Source organism: Novosphingobium aquiterrae (assembly GCF_042434435.1).
Lineage (GTDB): Bacteria > Pseudomonadota > Alphaproteobacteria > Sphingomonadales > Sphingomonadaceae > Novosphingobium > Novosphingobium aquiterrae.
Map to the genome: position 1 here is coordinate 185,585 of NZ_JBHLTL010000006.1, position 18,656 is coordinate 204,240.

Annotated in this window: 18 protein-coding genes and 1 tRNA gene; 10 read left to right on the plus strand and 9 right to left on the minus strand. The window is 66.4% G+C overall.

Going from position 1 to position 18,656, the window contains the following annotated elements; all coding sequences use genetic code 11:
- Positions 1 to 35: 35 nt before the first annotated feature.
- The 6 genes from ACFFF7_RS10685 to ACFFF7_RS10710 all read right to left on the minus strand — a co-directional run bounded on the left by ACFFF7_RS10685 (position 36) and on the right by ACFFF7_RS10710 (position 5,836).
- Positions 36 to 782 (minus strand): DsbA family protein, encoded by a 747-nt coding sequence (locus tag ACFFF7_RS10685; protein WP_379481339.1) that lies wholly within the window; start codon positions 780 to 782, stop codon positions 36 to 38.
- Positions 783 to 793: 11 nt separating this feature from the next.
- Positions 794 to 2,158 carry a M48 family metalloprotease gene (locus ACFFF7_RS10690; protein ID WP_379481340.1) on the minus strand — a complete coding sequence of 455 codons (1,365 nt, stop codon included), beginning with the start codon at positions 2,156 to 2,158 and terminating at the stop codon, positions 794 to 796.
- Positions 2,159 to 2,168: 10 nt separating this feature from the next.
- Positions 2,169 to 3,044, minus strand: coding sequence for an alpha/beta hydrolase (locus ACFFF7_RS10695; RefSeq protein WP_379481341.1), 876 nt, complete (start codon positions 3,042 to 3,044; stop codon positions 2,169 to 2,171).
- 165 nt (positions 3,045 to 3,209) lie between these two features.
- On the minus strand, positions 3,210 to 4,757 hold the full coding sequence (locus ACFFF7_RS10700; protein ID WP_379481342.1) for a PAS domain-containing protein: 1,548 nt from the start codon (positions 4,755 to 4,757) through the stop codon (positions 3,210 to 3,212).
- A gap of 104 nt (positions 4,758 to 4,861) precedes the next feature.
- Positions 4,862 to 5,362 (minus strand): MmcB family DNA repair protein, encoded by a 501-nt coding sequence (locus ACFFF7_RS10705; protein ID WP_379481343.1) that lies wholly within the window; start codon positions 5,360 to 5,362, stop codon positions 4,862 to 4,864.
- Between the two features lie 42 nt (positions 5,363 to 5,404).
- Entirely contained in the window at positions 5,405 to 5,836 is a 432-nt protein-coding gene (locus ACFFF7_RS10710; protein ID WP_379481344.1) for a hypothetical protein, read from the minus strand.
- Positions 5,837 to 5,948: 112 nt separating this feature from the next.
- Between ACFFF7_RS10710 and ACFFF7_RS10715 the strand changes: the two genes are divergently transcribed.
- A tRNA-Arg gene (locus ACFFF7_RS10715) sits at positions 5,949 to 6,025 on the plus strand.
- Between the two features lie 127 nt (positions 6,026 to 6,152).
- Here the strand turns inward: ACFFF7_RS10715 and ACFFF7_RS10720 are convergent.
- Together ACFFF7_RS10720 and ACFFF7_RS10725 are read right to left on the minus strand one after the other, a co-directional pair.
- Positions 6,153 to 6,932, minus strand: a complete 780-nt coding sequence (locus tag ACFFF7_RS10720) for a 3-deoxy-manno-octulosonate cytidylyltransferase (protein ID WP_379481345.1) — start codon at positions 6,930 to 6,932, stop codon at positions 6,153 to 6,155.
- 9 nt (positions 6,933 to 6,941) lie between these two features.
- Complete coding sequence (locus tag ACFFF7_RS10725; protein ID WP_379481346.1) at positions 6,942 to 7,871, minus strand: KpsF/GutQ family sugar-phosphate isomerase; 930 nt, start codon at positions 7,869 to 7,871, stop codon at positions 6,942 to 6,944.
- Between the two features lie 236 nt (positions 7,872 to 8,107).
- On the opposite strand from ACFFF7_RS10725, the gene kdsA reads away from it, so the two are divergent.
- Genes kdsA through ACFFF7_RS10750 form a run of 5 tightly spaced genes read left to right on the plus strand, consistent with a single transcriptional unit; the run spans position 8,108 to position 13,380 of the window.
- On the plus strand, positions 8,108 to 8,965 hold the full coding sequence (gene kdsA / locus ACFFF7_RS10730; RefSeq protein WP_379481347.1) for a 3-deoxy-8-phosphooctulonate synthase: 858 nt from the start codon (positions 8,108 to 8,110) through the stop codon (positions 8,963 to 8,965).
- A gap of 16 nt (positions 8,966 to 8,981) precedes the next feature.
- Positions 8,982 to 10,169, plus strand: a complete 1,188-nt coding sequence (locus ACFFF7_RS10735) for a capsular polysaccharide export protein, LipB/KpsS family (RefSeq protein WP_379481348.1) — start codon at positions 8,982 to 8,984, stop codon at positions 10,167 to 10,169.
- A 13-nt stretch (positions 10,170 to 10,182) separates the two neighbouring features.
- Positions 10,183 to 11,331: a glycosyltransferase family 4 protein gene (locus ACFFF7_RS10740; RefSeq protein ID WP_379481349.1), complete on the plus strand. Its 1,149-nt coding sequence runs from the start codon at positions 10,183 to 10,185 to the stop codon at positions 11,329 to 11,331.
- Complete coding sequence (locus ACFFF7_RS10745; RefSeq protein WP_379481350.1) at positions 11,331 to 12,125, plus strand: ABC transporter permease; 795 nt, start codon at positions 11,331 to 11,333, stop codon at positions 12,123 to 12,125. The genes ACFFF7_RS10740 and ACFFF7_RS10745 overlap by 1 nt, the downstream gene beginning before the upstream one ends.
- A gap of 4 nt (positions 12,126 to 12,129) precedes the next feature.
- Complete coding sequence (locus ACFFF7_RS10750; protein WP_379481351.1) at positions 12,130 to 13,380, plus strand: KpsE/RkpR family capsule polysaccharide export protein; 1,251 nt, start codon at positions 12,130 to 12,132, stop codon at positions 13,378 to 13,380.
- A 130-nt stretch (positions 13,381 to 13,510) separates the two neighbouring features.
- On the opposite strand, the gene ACFFF7_RS10755 is transcribed toward ACFFF7_RS10750, so the two are convergent.
- Entirely contained in the window at positions 13,511 to 14,164 is a 654-nt protein-coding gene (locus ACFFF7_RS10755) for an ABC transporter ATP-binding protein (RefSeq protein WP_379481352.1), read from the minus strand.
- 93 nt (positions 14,165 to 14,257) lie between these two features.
- Between ACFFF7_RS10755 and ACFFF7_RS10760 the strand changes: the two genes are divergently transcribed.
- Genes ACFFF7_RS10760 through ACFFF7_RS10775 form a run of 4 tightly spaced genes read left to right on the plus strand, consistent with a single transcriptional unit; the run spans position 14,258 to position 18,639 of the window.
- The gene (locus ACFFF7_RS10760; RefSeq protein WP_379481353.1) at positions 14,258 to 15,574 is read left to right on the plus strand and encodes a glycosyltransferase family 4 protein; all 1,317 of its coding nucleotides are present in this window, start codon (positions 14,258 to 14,260) and stop codon (positions 15,572 to 15,574) included.
- Positions 15,571 to 16,680: a polysaccharide biosynthesis/export family protein gene (locus tag ACFFF7_RS10765; RefSeq protein WP_379481354.1), complete on the plus strand. Its 1,110-nt coding sequence runs from the start codon at positions 15,571 to 15,573 to the stop codon at positions 16,678 to 16,680. Before ACFFF7_RS10760 ends, ACFFF7_RS10765 begins: the two co-directional genes overlap by 4 nt.
- A complete protein-coding gene (locus ACFFF7_RS10770; RefSeq protein ID WP_379481355.1) occupies positions 16,677 to 17,723 on the plus strand; it encodes a capsular polysaccharide export protein, LipB/KpsS family in 1,047 nt (348 codons plus the stop codon). Before ACFFF7_RS10765 ends, ACFFF7_RS10770 begins: the two co-directional genes overlap by 4 nt.
- A 55-nt stretch (positions 17,724 to 17,778) precedes the next feature.
- Positions 17,779 to 18,639 carry an FkbM family methyltransferase gene (locus tag ACFFF7_RS10775; protein WP_379481356.1) on the plus strand — a complete coding sequence of 287 codons (861 nt, stop codon included), beginning with the start codon at positions 17,779 to 17,781 and terminating at the stop codon, positions 18,637 to 18,639.
- Positions 18,640 to 18,656: the final 17 nt, after the last annotated feature.

The following is an 18,656-nucleotide window of genomic DNA, read 5'->3' on the forward strand; positions in this document are numbered from 1 at the left end:
CCATCCTAGCAGAATGCGCCCGCCGCGCGAACGCTTTACGATTTGCGCGCCGCAGCGATGGCCTTGGCCAGCGCTTCCTTGCCGACCGCGCCGACCAGCACCTGATCGCCGACCACCCAGCCGGGGGTGCCGTCGAAGCCGAGCTGGCGCGAATAGGCCATGTTGGCTTCGAGTTCGGCGCGGACCTGCGGTGCCTGGGCTTCGGCCCGGGCGCGGGCCATATCGAGCCCGGCAGACTGGGCAGCTGCCTCGATCGAGGCCGGGTCCGTGCGACCGGCGGCGAACATGGCGTCGTGGAAGGCGACGTATTTGCCTTGCCCGGCCGCGGCCAGGCCCATCGCGGCGGCCGCCGGACTGGTCGGGGCGATCACCGGCAAGTGGCGGATCACGATCTTGAGATCGGGGTTCTGCGCGATCAGTTCCTTCAGCACCGGCTCGCTTGCCCGGCAATAGCCGCAGGCAAAGTCGGAGAACTCGACCAGTGTAATCTTGCCCTGGGGATTGCCCAGCACGGCGCCCGGATAAGGCACTTCGAGCTTGTCGGAAATCCCGGCGAGCTGCTTCTGGCTGTCCTTCTGGCGCAGCTTCTCGACAACTTCGGGGAGGATTTCGGGGTGTTCGAGCAGGTAATTGCGCACCACCTGTTCGACCGCCTGCTTCTGCCCCGGGCCCAGCTCGCCGCGCTGGCGCTCGTATGCCCAGCCGCCCAGCGCGCCCAGCGCTGTCAGGGCCACTGCGGCAGCGGGGAAGACGAATTTCGATCGGGGTGCGGGTTCGCTCATGCAGGCAGCGCTTACCGGCGTTTGCGATCGCGTTCAATCGCTGCGCGGGCCTGCATCGCGATGTCCTGGGCGCGCAGCCAGTCGGGCGAGCCTGTCGGCAGGCCGGCCTCGGCTGCTTCGGCGCTTTGCAGTGCCGCGCCGTATTGCAGCTGCATCACCTGCTGTTCGGCGCTGGCCAGCTTGGCCCGCGGCATGTCGCCGCGCTGGCCATAGACCACGCCCAGCTGGTACCAGGCGAAGGGGTTCTCGCGGTCGCGATCGACCGCAGTCTTCAGCACCTTTTCCGCTTCGGGCAGGTTGGCGGCACTTTCGCTGGCGATCAGGGCATGGCCGAAGGTCGTGGCGATCAGCGGCTGGTTGTCCGACAGCTGGGTCGCCCGGCGCAATGACGGCAGGGCATCGCCCGGCTTGCCCGCTTCGAGCAGGATCTGGCCCTTGAGCTCGAGGAAATAGGGATCATCAGGCGCCTTGGCGAGCAGCGCATCGGTTTCGGCCATGGCCTTGTCGAGGAACGCCTCCTTGTGGAAGGCATAGGCCCGGGCATAGCGTGCCGGGACGCTGGTATCGCTTTCGGGATAGACCTGCAGGGTCGATTTAGGCTCGGCCAGATAGCCGAACAGCTTGGCCTTGGCCCGCAGGAACCGGGCCTGGATCGTCGGATCGGCAGGCTTGTTCCAGGCCGGATCCTTTTCATAGGTGTCGGTCAGCGTAGCGATCCGGTCGCCGGTCATCGGGTGGGTCGAATAGAATTCGCTGTCGGCGGTGCGGGTATAGCCGTGGCGCATTTCCATGCCCTGCAGCTTGCGGAAGAAGGCGATCGAGCCGCGCCCGGACATGCCCGCCTTGGACAGGTACTGCGCCCCGGCGGCATCGGCGGCCTCTTCCTGACCGCGGGTGAACGACAGGAACTTGCCCAGCGCAACCTGCTGACCGGCCATGACCACGCCCATCGCCGCTTCGCCGGCACCGGCAGCCGCCGCCGCAGCGCCTAGCAGCAGCGACAGGATCGACACCCCCGTTGCGGCCTTGCTGCCGCCGGTGGCGATCGCGTGGCCGCCAGTAATGTGCCCCAGTTCGTGGGCGATGACGCCCTGGACTTCCTCGGCATCGCTGGCTTCATTGATCAGCCCGGAATGAATGTAGACGGCCTGTCCGCCGGCGACGAAAGCATTAACCGAGGGATCGTTGACCAGGACGATATCGACATTCTTGGGATCGAGCCCGGACGCAGCGATCAGCGGCCGCGCCATGTCCTTGAGCAGCGCCTCGGTTTCGGCATCGCGCAGCACCGACTGGGCCGCAGCGGGCTGGGCCAGCAGGGCAAGCGCGGCAACAGCAGCGGTACACCTTGCAGCGAAGCGGGAAAGGGCGCGCATGGCCCGGGTCTTAGCGGACCGCCGCCTGAACCGGCGCTGAAGCAGCAGTCCGCTCGGCCAGGAAAGTCAGCACCGGATCGATCACCCGGCGGTCGCGGCTGAACGGTGCCGCCAGCTTGACCACCGTGTCTTCGTGATTGGCGCCGGGCACGATCACCAGCCGCACGTTACTGCCCGCCTGGTCCAGCGCTGCGGCCAGGGCCTTGCTGTTGCGCGGCTTGACCACTGTGTCGGCATCGCCGGTCAGCAGCAGCATCGGCGGCGCATCGCCGCGGACGTAGGAGATCGGCTGGGTGATCTGCGGCGGCGCGACCCTGCCAAAGGCTGCGCGCGCCGAATCGCTGGTGAACGGGTAGAAGTCATAAGGCCCCGACAGGCCGACAACGCCCTTGACGAAGCCGTCGGGCACGCCCTCGCGGCCCAGCCACTGGCGTTCCAGCGCAACCATCGCGACATTGTAGGCACCTGCCGACTGCCCCATGATGACCACCCGGTCGGAGTCACCGCCATAGGCCGCGACATTGTCACGCGTCCAGGCGAGCGCCTTGGCCGTATCCTCGAGCATGTGCGGAAAGACTCCGTCGGGGACCAGGCGGTAACCGGGAATCACCACAACATAGCCGGCGCGGGCAAAGGTCCGCCCGAGGAAGCGATAGTCCTGCGGCGCGCCGGAATTCCATCCGCCGCCGTAAACGAAGACCAGAACTGGCCGCTTCGGACCCGCTGGCGCGTCAGGCACCCACAGGTCGAGCCGCTGCACCGGTAATGGACCGTATCTCGTACCCGACAGCGCCTGACGCGCGCCGGCAGTGCCACCGGCTACGCTGTCGATGGCGTTGAGCAGCTGGATACCGGCGCGGGCCTTGACCAAGGGCCAGGCGAGCAAACCTGCCGCAATCAATATCGCTAATGCCAGCGCAATGCGTGTGATCCTGCCGCTCCTTCGCTTTGGCAATTCCCCTGTCATCGGGTCCGCTTAGCGGCAAATGGCAAAGGGCGCCACGACTTGCGTCGCGGCGCCCTTCCCTCTCGCACGTATTGGAATGTCCGGTCAGACCAGCAGTTTGCGGGCAGCGCGTTCGAGCAGCGCGACATCGTCGGCCACTTCGCCCAGCAGGACCACTTCGCCGCTGGGCAGGCGCCGCGCCACCAGCAGGGTGAACTCGCTGCCTTCGGCGGCAACGGTTTCGAGCGGGGCGTGATCCAGCTTGCGCAGCTTGCGGGCCAGCGCCTCGCGCGGGGTGTCACGGCGGACTTCGCCCTTGCCGCATTCCGCGCGCTTGATCCGGCGCTCTTCGCCGACAACGCCCTTGAGGCCGCCCGGCGCTTCGGCCAGGTAGCGGCCAAGCGTGCCGCGCGGCACGCCCAGGCGGTGGCCGTGGCTTAGCGCCGAGGCATATTCGGCCAGGCGCGTCTTGTCGTAATCGGCGCCGAAGACCAGCTTGACCACCGGGGTCATCTGCGCGCGGTCCTGCACGGTCAGCCCGGATTCGGCGACCAGTTCGGCAAATTCGTCCGGCGCTTCGGCGGCGGCGAGCGAGAAGTCGTAAGCCCGGCCGATCGCGGCATAAAGCGCGCTGCGGGTGCGGTCTTCCGATCCATTGGCCACTTCGGCCAGTTCGCGGGCAGAGGCGAGCCAGTCGGCCAGGCCCATGTCCGCGGGATCGAGCGAGTCGGCGAAGGCGTCAGCGGACACGAAGCCACCGTCTGTCACCGCAGCGAAGTCGATCGGGCGATGGGCCGCGGTGACCGCCGCCGGCGCGTCGTCTTCATCGTCGGCCGCGATGATGCTGGCCCAGCCGCCTACGGCGAAGGTCGGTTCGGGCAGCGCGGTTGCAGCGTCGCCGACGGGCTCGGCAAAATCACCCAGATCAAGGACGTCGTTGTCGGCGTCGTCGGCGGGTTCTGCGCTCACGGCCGCTTCGGGCTCAGGCTCGGACGTGGGACCATCGGCCCAATCGGCCATCGGCTCTTCGCGGCGCAATTCGCGGGCTGAGGGCCCATCGAGCGCCTGATCGATCTCGCTAAGCAGAGCGTCGGTGGTGCGCTGATCGGCCAGTTCCTTCCAGTTGATCACACCGTAAATGAAGTCGATGGTGTCATCGTCGCTGGAAAAGGGCAGCAGGATGCCGCGATAGAGCGTGGTCAGTTCGCGTTGATTGACGAACTCGGCCTCGAACCCGATCGGTGCCTGATTCGCCAGAATCTGCATGTAGTGGTCGGTGATTCGCGACAGCAGCGAACGGCTGGGAACGTCGTCGAGTGATTCGATTTCGTCATGGGCGCCGCATTCGGCGGCGAGCATGTCACCGAGATAGCGGATCGAGGGATTGTCGATCCCCTGGGTGAAATCCAGCAGCACGCTGTAAGGCCCGAAATCGGGCAATTCTTCCGGCTCAAGATCTTCGATCGAGGGGAAATTGCGGTTGTCGAGAAGGCTGGCCCAATGGTTGTAGGCGCGCACCTGCATGCGCCGCTCGTCCTGCCCGACCGGGCTGGGTGGCACTTCATGTACGCCTTCGTCCTCGGCGTAGTCGACAGTCGGCCAGTCATCGCTTGCGTCGCTGCGATCGATGAAAGTACCGCGATACGTATCCATGTGGTTTCCCCACCAAGTCCATTACCGGCCCGTTCTGGCGCAACATGGTAAACTTACCGTTAAGTTGCGCGGCTATTAGGGGGCGGCGGGAATGGGGCGATCGCTCAGTCCTGCCAGGCAGCAAGATGCGGATCGAGCGCGGCCAGCTGGCGGCGCAGCGCGGCGCGGGCCAACCGCTCAACCTCTGCCTTGCGCCGCGCGGCGGCCAGCGGCACCGTTGCTGCCGGACGCAGGATCTCCGCGTCGTAACCGTCCGCCACGATCAGGCCGCAGCGGTCCGGCAGGAAAGCCTCGGTTTCCATGCAGGCGCGGTCCAGATCAGGGGCCAGCCCCCAATAGAACCGGTCGCAATGATCAAGGTAGTCGGTCCACTTGGCATCGCCGAGCAGATCGGCGCGACTGACCTTGATTTCGACAATCACCAGCTGCCCCTTGGCATCGATGCCCATCAGGTCGGCGCGGCGATTGGAGCGCAGCGGCATTTCGGCCAGACACCAGATATCGTTACGGGCAAACAGTCGGCAAATTCCGCGGGCAACCGCGCGCGCTGCCTTAAGGTCGGCCTCGTTCGGCGAGGTCGTCAGAATCGGAGCGCTGGTCGCCATGCCCGATTCTTAGGAACAGATCGGGAACCTGGCAAGACCATTTCAGGTAAAGCGGCGCTGGACCGGGTTTTCCTGGGCTGGAATCAGGGACAGCAGCGCTGCACGCGCGGCGTGAAATTCCTGCCACAGCGCCAGGGCCGCCGGCGCCGGGTTGACCCCGCGGGCGTGGACCGCCAGCAGCGCGGCCAGGCCAGGCTCCATCACGGCGGAAAGATCGTCGATCCCCTGTTCGCTAAGATCGCGGCGCCACCCCCCCAGATCGCGCATTACTGCCGGGAAATTGCGCACTTCGGGGCGCATCGGTTCAGGTGCCAGCCCGGCCAGCATGGCCACGACCCCGGCGGCGTCGTGCAGCGCCGACCACTTCATGCTCATCGCGCTGGCCGAGGCCTGACCGAATTCGGCCCTTCCGGCACCTGGCATGGCGGGCGGAGCGGTCGTGGCCGCAGGGACGAAGCTGGAAAACGCGTTCATGTGCCCTGGATAAGCGTCCAGCCGTTGCCAAATCGCTAATGCAGCGGCGCGGGCAACGGGTAAGAAAAGGGGCTGGCGCATCCCCCGCCCCGCTGCTAACCGCCGCAGCCACGCACCCGTAGCTCAGCTGGATAGAGCGCTGCCCTCCGAAGGCAGAGGCCACAGGTTCGAATCCTGTCGGGTGCGCCAAGGGGGCGGTCTTCGCAAGAAGGCCGCCCCTTGGCGTATCCACGGAGTCGACCCTCTGTTCGGGTCGGAGCGAAGCGGAGACGACCGCAGCGAAGCGGAGGTCAATCCTGTCGGGTGCGCCACTTTCTCAACATGGCAAAAGAGGATTGACGAGCGCTACGTCGTCGGGATTGTTGACCTCCCAGATGCCGCCCCTGGGTCGTTCCACTTCAACCATGTGGACCGGCCAGCCGGCCTCGATGAAACGCAGCTGTTCCAGCCCTTCGGCACGTTCAAGCGGTGATGGGGGCAATTCAGCATATGCTGCCATTGCGGCCGGGCGATAGGCATAGACACCCAAGTGCAGCTTGAGCGGCTCGTCCACAGTGGCGCCGAACGGAATCGCGCGCTTGCTGAAATAGGCTGCGGTGCCGTCGCCGCGGCAAACCACGCAGGTTCCGCCGATCCGGCCAGCCGCCTGCTCCGCGCCAATCCACGCCATCATCGCTGCGTCACAAGCGACATAAGGGGTGGCGACGCTGACGGCCGGGTCGGCAAAACGGGCAAGCAGTGCCGTCAGATGCGCGACGGGCACCAATGGGCTGTCACCCTGCAGGTTGATCACCACGTCGGCCGAGGCGCGCAGTGCGTCGAGCGCGGCGGCGCAGCGCTCGGTCCCGTTGCGCAGCGCGGGGTCGGTCATGACCCAGCGCGCACCAAAAGCCTGGGCTGCGTCGGCAATGCGTTGGTCATCGGTGGCGATAACGGCGCGTTCGGTGCCCACGGCCGCCACGCCCGCGCGCCAAGTCCATTCAATCAGCGATCGAGTCGTCCCGTCGCGTGCGGTCAGATTGATGAGCGGCTTGCCCGGATAGCGGACCGAACCGAAGCGCGCCGGAATTATGACAAGCGGCAGCACGGCAGGCATGGCTGCCGCCTAGTCGATGCTGACGCGCAGCAGATCCTGCAGGTCGACCAGCCCGACCGGTGCGGCACTGGCAGGATCGGTCACGAAAATCGCGGTAATCCTGTGCGCTCGGGCCAGGTCGAGTGCGTGGTCAGCCGTTTCATGCGGCAGCAGCGTGACCGGATGCGGGTTCATCAGCGTGGTAGCATCCACCGTGCCGATCCGGGCAAGATTACGGCGCAGATCGCCGTCCGAAACGACGCCGATCAATTCCCCGCTCGCCGCATCGACAACGCCCGTTATGCCAAACCCCTTGCTGGTGATTTCGTCGACAACAACAGAGCCTGGCGCATCGCTGGCGACCAGCGGCAGCCGTGCTCCGGCGTGCATCAGCAGACGCACGGGGCGCAGCTTCTGACCGATCCGTCCGCCCGGATGGAGCACAGCCAGATCGCTGGCGCTGAAGCTGTTGCGGTTCGCAACCAGCGCGGCCAGGGCATCGCCCAGCGTGATCGTGGCGACGGTAGAGGCCATCGGGACCGAGGCAATCGGACCGCCTTCATGGCCGACCGGCAGTTCCAACACGTAGTCAGCCTGCCGTGCCAGGCTGCTGTCCAGGCGCGCAGTCATTGCCACCGAGAGGATTCCGCTGTCCCGGGCATAGTGCAGGAGCGGCAGGATCGACCGGGTTTCCCCGGAAACCGAGATTGCCACCAGCACATCACCGCCGCACATCTTGCCCAGATCGCCATGGGCCGCGTCGGCGGCGTGGAGGAACAGGGCCGGCTTGCCCAGCGAAGCAAAGGTCGCTGCCATCTTGCGCGCGGCGATGCCTGACTTGCCCATGCCGGTGAAGACGATGCGGCCTTTGCATTCGGCCAGGTGGCGCGCCACGATCAATAGCTCTGCGCCAAGCGAATCGCGCAGCGCGACAAGGCTGTCCACAGCCGAATCGAACACGCGCAGGGCTGCATGCAATTCGTCGCCATCGGCGCATGGTGCAGCGACACCAAGACGGTTTTGACCATGGCTTGCAGACACCAACACGCCCTCCGAACCTCCAGAACCGCGCAGCTTCTTCTTGCTGGAATGGCGCGACCGGTCCCGGGGACTAGCCCAAAGCCCGCCCCGGTTCAATTCCGACCGTTTACACCGCGCGTTTGGCAGACCATTGAGGCACCTATGGGAATCGGGGGTTGTACCACGGGCCGCGGGCCGGATTCACGACAGACAGGGCCGCAGCCATGCTGATTGTCGCAGGTCCCTGTGTGATTGAAAGCGAAAGCCATGCGCTGGGCGTGGCCGCGGCGCTGGCCGGTATCGCCAGGCGTCTCGGCCTGCGCGTGATCTACAAATCCTCGTTCGACAAGGCCAACCGCACTGCCGCAACGTCGCCGCGCGGACCGGGGATCGATGAAGGGCTGGCCATCCTGGCCAAGGTGCGCCGTGAAACCGGGCTGGATGTTCTGACCGACATTCACGAGACGGCGCAGGCGGCGCCGGCCGCCGAAGTGGCCGACGTGCTGCAGATCCCGGCATTTCTTGCCCGTCAGACCGACCTGATCCAGGCCGCGGTGAGCACGGGTCGCACGGTCAATGTCAAGAAAGGCCAGTTCATGGCCCCGGAAGACATGGCCCACGTCGTCGCCAAGGCCCAGGCCGTGCTGCCGCAGGATGTTCCGATCGGCGACAGGCTGTGGCTGTGCGAACGCGGTACCAGTTTTGGTTATCGCGATCTGGTCGTCGACATGCGCGGGCTGGCGGTCATGCGCCAGTTCGGCTGCCCGGTGATTTTCGATGCCGGCCATTCGGCGCAGCAGCCGGCCGCAGCCGGCAATGCCTCGGGCGGAAAGCGCGACCTGATTCCGGCGCTGGCGCGCGCTGCCGTGGCGGTGGGCGTCGATGGCCTGTTCATCGAAACGCACCCCGATCCCGCCAATGCCCTGTCCGATGCGGCGACCGCCTGGCCGCTCGACCGGCTTGAGGCGCTGCTTGAGAGCCTGCTGATCGTCCACGCCGCTGCCGGCACTGCCCGCGCGAAAATGGACTGCTGACGCGCGCGAATCGAACATGCAGACGCGTCATTTCCTTTTCCTGCAGGGCTTGCCCGGCCCGGCCTTTCGCTGCATCGCCCGGCGGCTTGAAACCCAGGGCCACAGAACGTCGCGCATCAACTTCACCGGTGGCGATCTGGCAGACTGGCATTTCCGCGGCACCGCCTATCGCGGCGGCACGTCCGATTTCGGCACGTGGCTACGCCACCGCATCGGGCAAGAACAGGTAACCGATCTGGTCCTGCTGGGCGACCGGCGGCCGCTCCACCGCCAGGCGATCGACGCGGCGCAGCAGTCGGGAATCGACGTGCACGTCTTCGAAGAAGGCTATCTGCGCCCGAACAGTGTCACGATCGAGCGCTGGCGGGGCGGACAGCCGTGGGAGCCGCCGACATCGCTGGCTGCGTGCCAGGTCCTGGCCGCCAACACGGTCTTTGTCGAGGCCGGGATCGAGAACCGCTTTATCCGGCGCTGGCGCGAAGCAGTCATGTATTGGATCTGGACAGTGCTGCTGATGCCGGCGTTTCCCCGCTATCGCAGCCATCGGCAGCTTTCTGCGGTCAACGAAATGCTCGCCTGGCTGCGGCGCTATCTGCGCCGTTCGCGTGAGTATGATGCCAGTGGGCAGGCTCTGGCAGATTTGGGCAACCGGCCCTTCTTCCTCTTCCCGCTGCAACTCGATGGCGATGCACAGCTGGTCTACCGTTCGCCCTTCGCCGCAATGGAGCAGGCCGTGTCCGCGGTATTCGCCAGCTTTGCCAGTCATGCACCCGATGACCTGCACCTGCTGGTCAAGCGCCATCCCTTTGACCCCGATCCGCGTCGCTGGCGCCGGCGAATCGGCGTACTGGCCGCCGAGGCCGGGCTGTCCTGCCGCGTGCACTTCGTCGAATTTGCCGACCTGGATGCGTTGCTCGCACAGTGCCGGGGTGTGGTCACGGTCAACAGCACCGTCGGCGGGCTGGCGCTGCGCCAGGGCCGGGCGGTGCATGTGCTGGGGCAGGCGCTGTACGCCATGCCGGGTCTGGCAACAGCAGGCCCGCTGGCTCCATTCTGGACCGCGCCGCAGCCGGTGGCGCCGGATGATTTTGCGATCTTTGCTGGCGCCTTGTGGCAGGAATGCCTGGTCAATGCCGGGTTCCATGGCAAGGATGCGCTGGCGCGGCTTGCGGCTGAAGCGGCCCAGCGCCTTGGCAGGGAGTGAGATGACCCGCGGCGTGACCCTTGACCTTAGCCGGCTGCTGTGGCGCGCGCGCTTTCCGACGCCCAGCGGGATCGACCGGGTGGAGCGGGCCTACGCGCGGCATTTCCTGGGCCAGACACAGCGCGAAGCGCAATTCGTGGCGCGGATGGGACCGTTGGGCGCGCGAGCGATTCCGCCGGGTGCGCTGGACACCTTTCTTGCTGCGATGGAGGCGGGCTGGGCCACGTCCGGCGGGGATGGCGGGGCCGCAGCGATTGCCCGGCTGGTTGCCGCCACCCAGCGCCCAGCGCGCACGGGACAGGCAATCACTGTGATTCCCTCGCACCAGAACTGGCACCGCCGCGCCTGGCTGGAAGAGCGGCGCGGCGCAGCGGGCCGGCTGGTGCTGTTCCTGCACGATACGATCCCCAGCGACTATCCCGAATATGCCCGCACCGGCGGCGCGGCGCGGCATGAAGAGCGGCTGCGCAATGGCTTGGCCGTGGCCGATGCCTTTGTAGTCAACTCGGCTGCCACGCGTGATGCGCTCCACCGCTTCAGCGCGGGGCAGGGGCTGTGCCAGGTGGCGCCGATCGGTCTGGACCCCCTGCCCCTACCGTCTCCGGCAGCGGTTCCGGACGGCCCCTATTTCATCGCGGTCGGCACGATCGAGCCGCGCAAGAACCACCTGCTGCTGCTGCACGTCTGGCGGCGGCTGGCCGACCAGCTGGGCGCGGACGCGCCGCGGCTGGTGATCGTCGGCCGGCGCGGGTGGGAGAACGAGAACATCGTCGACCTGCTCGAACGCGGCCGCGGTCTGGCCCCGCTGGTGATCGAACACAATGCGCTGGGCGACGCGGCGCTATCCGCCCTGGTGCGCGGGGCGCGGGCGCTGCTGATGCCCAGCTTCGCCGAAGGCTTCGGCATGCCGGTTAACGAGGCGCTGGCCTGCGGCACTCCGGTGATCGCATCGGACTTGCCGGTCTACCGCGAAACCGCGGGCGACGTACCGCTGTACCTTGATCCGCTTGACGGTCCGGGCTGGATCGGGGCAGTGCTGGACTACGTCGCGCCGCAGTCCGCCGGGCGCGCGGCCCAGCTGGCCCGGCTGGCGGCCTGGTCGCCGCCGCGCTGGCCGGACCACTTCGGGCGGCTGGACGAACTGCTGGAGCGGCTTGACTGATGGGCAGCAGGGCTACCGATACCCGGACGTCTGCCGGCATCCAGTCCGCCGTGATCGGGGCGCTGATCCTGCGCGAGCTGCACACCCGCTTCGGGCGCGAGAATATCGGCTACCTGTGGCTGTTCGCCGAACCGCTGCTGCTTGCAGTAGCCGTTGGGGCGCTCCATTCGCAGCAACACCTGCCCCTTTCAGGCGGGGTACGCTCGATCCCCTTTGCCTTTGCCGGCTATGCGCTGTTCATCATGTTCCGCTCGACGGTCAGCCGCGCCGAGACCCTGCTCGAGGCCAACCGCCCGCTGCTCAACCACCGCCGCGTGACGATCTTCGACATGCTGGCGGCGCGCGCCGTGCTCGAGGTGTGCAGCACGGTGCTGGTGCTGGCGCTGCTGCTGTTCGCGGCGTGGATCGGCGGCTTTGCCGATCTGCCGGCCGACCCGCTGCTGGTCGTGGCGGCGGTGGGCCTGATGGGCTGGTTCTCCTTCGCCTGCTCGATGATCGTCACCGCGCTGGCCCATGAAAGCCCGGTTTCGGGCCGTCTTATCCACCCGCTGCTCTATCTGTCGATGCCGTTGTCGGGGGCGTTCTTCGCGATGGTCTGGCTGCCCGAATCGTTTCGCGCGGTGCTGCAATGGGTGCCGACCGTGCCGATCTTCGAATTGCTGCGCACCGGCTTGTTCGAAGGCTATGACGATTCGTGGGCCGGGCTGGCCTATCCCGTTGCGGTTTGCGGATTTCTGACGCTGATCGGACTTGCGGGGTTGAGGATGCTGCGCCCGCGGTTAGAACTGACCTGACATCATGACCCAGCCCCTTCGCCCTGCGCTCGATCACCCCTGCCTGCCCTACGGCGTCGAACTCGACGACGATGCGGCGCCGGCGCGTGCAGCGGCGGCGCCCGAACCCGACCAGCCTGCCTATACCGCTTATGTGGCACCGGAAGCGGCTACGCCACGCAGCTGGCGTGGCCCGGCCTACCTGGCGCTGGTCGTCGTCCCGGCGGTGCTGACCCTGCTGTGGCTGCTGCTCTTTGCCAGCCCGCAATACCAGTCACGCGCCGAATATGTGATTCGCGGGATCGAGGCAGATCGGCCAACGCCGGGCGGACTGGCCGATCTGATCGGCGGCACCCAGACGGCAGGCAATGCCGCGCGCGAGGCGGCAGTGGTCAAGGACTATCTGTTGTCGCCCGATGCGATAGCCGCGCTGAAGGCACGTGGGATCGATGTGGTCCGCCTCTTCAACCGCCCTGACGCCGATCTGCTGTCGCGGCTGCGCTTTGACCAGCCGCGGGCGGAGACCTTGCTCGACTATTATCGCGGCAAGGTCGATGTCGACTATGACAAGGACAAGGGCGTGACCACACTGGCGGTTCGGGCCTTTTCGCCCGGTGATGCGCAGCGCCTGGCCAGGGCGCTGATCGATCTGGGCGAGGGACAGGTCAACGTCTTCAACAGCCGCGCGGTCGAAGCCGGGATCAATCTGGCACAGAAGGACATGGACGCGGCGCAGGCCGACCTGCTGGCGATCCAGGGAGCGCTGACCAGTTTCCGCAATGTTTCTGGCGCGCTCGATCCGGCGCGACAGGTTGAAGGCGAAAGCAGCCAGCTGCTGGCGTTGCAGGGCCAGCTGGCACGCGAAAAGGCCAGCCTGGCCAGTATGTCCGGCTTTCTCTCGGCGGGGGCGCCGCAAGTGCAGGTACAGGCCAGCCGCGTCGCCGCGCTGGAGGCGCAGGTCTCTGCCCTCAAGAGCGGAACCACCGGCCCGAGCAAGTCCGTTGCCCAGCAGCTCAATGCCTTCGAGCAGCTCAAGCTGCGCCAGGACTTCGCCGCCAAGCGGTACGAATCGGCGCGCGCCGCATTGGACAGCGCCCGCGCCCAGGCCGACAAGCAGCGGCTGTTCTTCGTTGCGGTGGTAAAGCCCGGCCTGCCCGAAAAGCCGGTCAGGCCGCGGCCCTGGCGCACCGCTTTCGCGCTGTTCGTCGGCCTGTCGGTGGCCTTCGCGATCGGCTGGCTGATCCTCGCCGGGATCAGGGAGCATCAGGCGGATTAGGTTTGTCCGCTAACGCGGAAGCAACACCGGCCCGCTCCCCCTGCCCGACCACCCGTTCATGGTACCCTATGGGTGGTCGGGCAGGGGGAGCGGGCCGGTGTTGCTCTGTTTCAGCCGCGCTGGAACAGGTCTAAAATCCTTCCCCGAAGTGGTCGGTTATCGCCGCGTCGATGGTCGAAAACGGAATGAAGCGGTGGTCGCGCACCACTGCGCCGCTATCGCAATACAGGCGCAGTGTCGCGGGATCGTGGCTGATCATCACCAGGGTGCCGTTGCGCCGCCGTTCGAGCAGTGCATCATGGCAGCGTTCGCGAAAGCGCTGATCGCCCGCGGCGGTGATCTCGTCGACCAGATAGCAGTCGAAGTGGACCGCCAGGCTGGCGGCAAAGGCCAGCCGCGCCATCATCCCCGCCGAATAGGTCCGGATCGGCATGGCCAGATAGGATCCCAGCTCCGCAAAGTCGTCGACGAAAGCCAGTGTCTGCGGGATCGACTTGCCATAGATGCGGGCGATGAAGCGGACGTTGTCGGCCCCGGTCAGGCTGGCCTGGAATGCGCTGGCATAGCCGATCGGCCAGGATACCGTCATGTCGCGCCGGATCGTCCCGCTGCTGGGCTGCTCGACCCCGGCGATCAGGCGCATCAGCGTCGATTTGCCGGCGCCGTTGTGGCCGCAGATGCCCAGCGCCTGGCCCCGCTGCAACGTCAGGTTGACATTGCTCAGCACGGTGCGCCGGCCGGTCCGGGTGCGGTAATTTTTCGACACGCCGTCAAGAACGATCATGCCCAAGGCTTTAGGCACGCCAAGTTCGCTTGCCAAGCCAACCCCTTATCGTCCAACGGTCGGCGGCAGGGCTATCGGGAGCAGGCAGGATACGTGGCTGACAGGCAGCGGATCATGATCGACGGATTCAATCTGGCGCTGCCACGCGGCACCGGGGTGGCGACCTATGGCTACAACCTGGCCTTGGCAGCGCAGGGCATGGGGCTCAAGGTCGACGGTCTTTATGGCCTGCGCGCTCCCTATTCGCCTAAGCTGCGCGAGATCGTGTTCTACGAGGCGCTGGGCGGCGAAGAGGCGACCGGGGTCAAGCGCTGGCAATGGAAGGGGCTGCGCGAGCTGTCGTTGCTCGTCCGGCCGAAGCTGGCGCGTGAACTGCCGTCGCCCGGAACTGGCAGCGTCGTTACCGAACAGTTCGCCTATCGCCTGCCCAGCTTCGACCGGCTGTTCACGTCACCCGGGCTGTTCGAGATGGCCCACCGCCATTTCCGGCGTTACGGACTGTTCATGCATGTGCGGGTGCCTAATCCCCCGGCGATCATGCATTGGACCTATCCGCTACCGATCAGGCTGGTCGGCGCGAAGAACATCTACACCCTGCACGATCTGGTGCCGCTGCGGCTGCCCTTCGCGAGCCTCGACAACAAACGCCTGTATTACAAACTGATGCGCGCCTGCGTCGCCAAGGGCGATCATATCTGCACCGTCTCCGATGCCAGCCTGCAGGACATCGCCACGGCTTTCCCACGCGCCGCGGGCAAGATCACCAACACATTCCAGGCAGTCCGTTTGCCCAAGTCGGTGCTCGAAACCAGCGAGGAGGATGTCGAAACATCTGTCCGCTCGATCTTCAACCTCCCCTACAAAGGCTATTTCATGTTCTTTGGCGCGGTTGAGCCGAAGAAAAACGTCGCCCGCCTGATCGAGGCCTATCTCTCGCTGTCGACCAACACACCGCTGGTCATCGTCGGGACCCGCGCATGGGGCAGCGATGTTGAACTGCGTCTGCTTCAGAAGGATGAGATTCAGCCGTTCAAAGCCATGTTTAAGAATATCCGGCGGATCGACTACCTGCCGCGCAACCTGCTGATGCGACTGGTGCGCGGGGCCAAGGCGGTTGCCTTCCCATCGCTTTACGAAGGCTTCGGCCTGCCTGCGCTCGAGGCGATGATGCTCGGCACCCCGGTGATCACCAGCACGACCTCCTCGCTGCCTGAAGTGGTTGGTGACGCGGCGCTGAAGGTCGATCCCTACAGCGTGCCCGATATCGCCGCGGCGCTGCGCGCGCTTGACGGCGACGGCGCGCTTCGCGCAAACCTCTCTGCCCAGGGCAAGGCAAGGGCGCAGAACTTTACCATGGACCGATACCAGCAGGCCTTGCGCGGCATGTACGACCAGGTGCTGGCGCGATGAGGCGCATCCTTGCCCTCTCCGCTCTGGCGCTGGTTGCGGGCTGCGCCGCACTGCCCAGTTCGGCGCCGACCGCCAATCAGGTCGTCTCGGGCCTTAAGTCGGGCGAGGTCGAGGTTGTCGCCGTGACTCCGGCCACGCTGTCGGGCGAAGCTGCCGATGCCGAGGCGCTGGCGCCGTGGACCATTACCGATGGATCGGGCGCCAACGACCGGATCACCCCGGGCGACCGGCTGGCGATCACCGTCTACGAAGTCGGCTATTCGCTGTTCGGCAATGCCGGGGCCGGCACCGACAGCGCCGGCGCCCTGCCCAACGGCACCGCGCGGACCTTCCCTGCCTTGACTGTGCCCGATAGTGGCCAGATCCGCTTTCCCTATGCCGGGACGATCTATGTCAACGGCCTGTCGAGCGACCAGGTCAGCCGCGCGATCGAGCAGCGGCTGCGCGGCAAGAGCCAGTACGTCCAGGTCATGGCCGTGGCCGAACCTGGACCGGGCCGTTCTGCGCTGATCGGCGGCGACGTGGCCAAACCGGGGCGGGTCGGGCTGACCTCAGACCACGAACGCCTGCTCGATCTGGTCGCGCTGTCGGGCGGGCCGACCGCGCGCAAGGCCGATACCGTGGTGCGGCTGGCGCGCGGACGCTTCGTCAGCGAAGCGCGGCTCGATGCGATCGGGCCCAATGGCGCCGAAAACGTGATCGTGGCCCCGGGCGACCGGATCGAATTGCTCCGCACCCCGCGTACGCTGACCGTGCTGGGCGCGGCGCAGAAGGTGTCCGAAGTGCCGTTCGACGGCGCAACAATGACGCTGAGCGAGGCGATCGCCCGCGCCGGCGGCCCGCTGGATGAACGGGCCGACGCCCGCGGGGTCTTCATCTTCCGCTATGAATGGCGGGATCGTGACGGCCAGCGGATACGCCAGCCGGTGATATACCGGCTCGACCTGCTCGATCCCGCAGCCTACTTCGCCGCGCAGCAGTTCGCCATGCGTCCGCGCGACGTGATGCTGATCGCCAATGCGCGGTCGAATCAGCTCGACAAGTTCCTGCGGCTGGTCAGTGCGCTGTCCTCGCCGGTGGTCACTGGCGTCGTCCTGACCCGGTGACCGCCCCGATCGAGGGAATCGGCTGCCTTGCCGGGATTACTCCGTGGAAGCGCCGCCGGCTGCGCGCGATCTTCGTCAATCGCCATGGACCGCCGGTCGCCCGTACGGCGCGCCTGGCAGTAAGGCTGGCCCAGGCCAACCAAGGCGCCGTGGCAGTCTGGGAATCGCGCAGGCCGGCCGGACTCGATGAACGTGCCGCCAAGGAAGGCGTGGCGGTCTGGTCGATCGAGGATGGCTTCATCCGCTCGGCCGGGTTGGGCGCGGCGCTGGTTCAGCCTTGCTCGCTGGTGCTTGACAGTCAGCGCCCGCATTATGATGCCAGCGCTCCCAGCGATCTGGAAGACCTGCTGCAATCGCGCGACTTTACCGTTGACGAACTGGCCCGCGCCGAAGCCCTGATCGCAAGGCTTCGCGCCGGGGCCATCACCAAATACAACCTGGCCGGGAAGGCACCCGACCTGCCCAAAGGGCAAAGGGTTGTCCTGGTGCTCGGCCAGGTCGATGATGACCTGTCGGTCCTGCGCGGTGGGGGCGGTCAGACCGTTGCCGGCATGGTTGCGGCCGCACGCGCGGCCGAGCCCGATGCCCTATTGCTGTTCAAGCCCCATCCAGACGTCGTGGCCGGGCTGCGCAGCGGCTTGCGCGTTCCGCCCGAGGCCGATCGCGTGATCGAAGACGCCGGGCTGGCCGATCTGTTTGCCTGTGCCGACGCGGTCCACGTGCTGACCTCTCTGGGTGGGTTCGAAGCCTTGCTGCGCAGCCTTCCGGTCACCGTGCACGGTCAACCCTTCTTTGCCGGCTGGGGGCTGACCCTAGACCGCAACCCGGTGCCGCGCCGGACCCGCCGGCTGTCCCTGGCGCAGCTCGTTGCCGGTGCCTTGCTTGCGTACCCCCATTACTTTCGTCCGGATCTGGAACGGCGCTGCGAGGCCGAGGACCTGCTTGACTGGCTTGAAGCGAGCGGACCGGCGCACCTGCCATCGCGGCCGTGGCGCCTGATCGCCGACGCGGCACGCCGGCTTGGGGCATACTTGCGCAAATGAGACGCCTGTTCCATGCAAAGCGCGCCGTCAGGGGCTTGAGGGGATCCACCGGGGAATGACTTACGCGACGCATCCGATCTACGATATCTGGCGCATTCTCGACCGTCCGAGCAACGAGGCCGAGGCGGAGATCCGGGCCCTGACCCAGGTCGCCTACATGGGCGATCAGCAGGCGCTGTGCCGGGTGCTGGGGCGCTACAAGATGTATGTCGACACCCGCGATATCGGCATTGCCAGCCACCTGATGCTCGAAGGGTTCTGGGAACTGTGGGTGACCAAGGCGATGATGCGCTGCGTCCGGCGAGGCAGCGTGGTTGCCGACATTGGTGCCAATCAGGGCTACTTTACCTTGCTGATGGCCGATCTGACCGGCGCGCAAGGCCGGGTTCTGTCCTTCGAACCCAACCCGTCGATGGCCCGGCTGGTGCGCAAGAGCATCGAAGTCAACGGCTTCGACGGCTTCGTCGACTTTCACGAGATCGGGCTGGGTTCGCAGGCCGGCCGCGCCGTGATGGACGCCAGCACGCACCAGCCCGGCGGCGGCCGCACGGTCGAAGCCAAGCGCGGCGACGTGCTGATCAAGCGGCTCGATGCAATAACCCACGCGCGCCGGCTCGATTTCATCAAGATGGATGTCGAAGGCTTTGAACCGATGGTCTGGCAGGGGATGACCCGGCTGCTGGCCCGGCAAAAGCGGCTGACCGTGTTCATGGAATTCACGGTCGGGCGACTAAAGGATCCGGGTGGCTTCCTCGACGAGATCATGAAACACGGCTTCTCGCTCGAAATCATCCAGGCACAAGAAGGGATCGTCCCCATCAGCCGCGAAGCGCTGCTTAACGGGCCGCAATGGGTCGATCACATGCTGGTGTTCCGGCGTGAAACGACGCCGCGCAAGCGACGTGTTTCGAAGTGATACGGTTAGCTGACTTT

Excerpts from the sequence above, each read along its gene's own strand:
- ACFFF7_RS10710 (WP_379481344.1), bottom strand. The coding sequence starts at position 5,836 with ATGAACGCGTTTTCCAGCTTCGTCCCTGCGGCCACGACCGCTCCGCCC.
- ACFFF7_RS10705 (WP_379481343.1), bottom strand. The coding sequence starts at position 5,362 with ATGGCGACCAGCGCTCCGATTCTGACGACCTCGCCGAACGAGGCCGAC.
- ACFFF7_RS10690 (WP_379481340.1), bottom strand. The coding sequence starts at position 2,158 with ATGCGCGCCCTTTCCCGCTTCGCTGCAAGGTGTACCGCTGCTGTTGCC.
- ACFFF7_RS10750 (WP_379481351.1), top strand. The coding sequence starts at position 12,130 with ATGACCCAGCCCCTTCGCCCTGCGCTCGATCACCCCTGCCTGCCCTAC.
- ACFFF7_RS10700 (WP_379481342.1), bottom strand. The coding sequence starts at position 4,757 with ATGGATACGTATCGCGGTACTTTCATCGATCGCAGCGACGCAAGCGAT.
- ACFFF7_RS10755 (WP_379481352.1), bottom strand. The coding sequence starts at position 14,164 with ATGATCGTTCTTGACGGCGTGTCGAAAAATTACCGCACCCGGACCGGC.
- ACFFF7_RS10720 (WP_379481345.1), bottom strand. The coding sequence starts at position 6,932 with ATGCCTGCCGTGCTGCCGCTTGTCATAATTCCGGCGCGCTTCGGTTCG.
- ACFFF7_RS10685 (WP_379481339.1), bottom strand. The coding sequence starts at position 782 with ATGAGCGAACCCGCACCCCGATCGAAATTCGTCTTCCCCGCTGCCGCA.
- ACFFF7_RS10765 (WP_379481354.1), top strand. The coding sequence starts at position 15,571 with ATGAGGCGCATCCTTGCCCTCTCCGCTCTGGCGCTGGTTGCGGGCTGC.
- ACFFF7_RS10735 (WP_379481348.1), top strand. The coding sequence starts at position 8,982 with ATGCAGACGCGTCATTTCCTTTTCCTGCAGGGCTTGCCCGGCCCGGCC.
- ACFFF7_RS10775 (WP_379481356.1), top strand. The coding sequence starts at position 17,779 with ATGACTTACGCGACGCATCCGATCTACGATATCTGGCGCATTCTCGAC.
- ACFFF7_RS10745 (WP_379481350.1), top strand. The coding sequence starts at position 11,331 with ATGGGCAGCAGGGCTACCGATACCCGGACGTCTGCCGGCATCCAGTCC.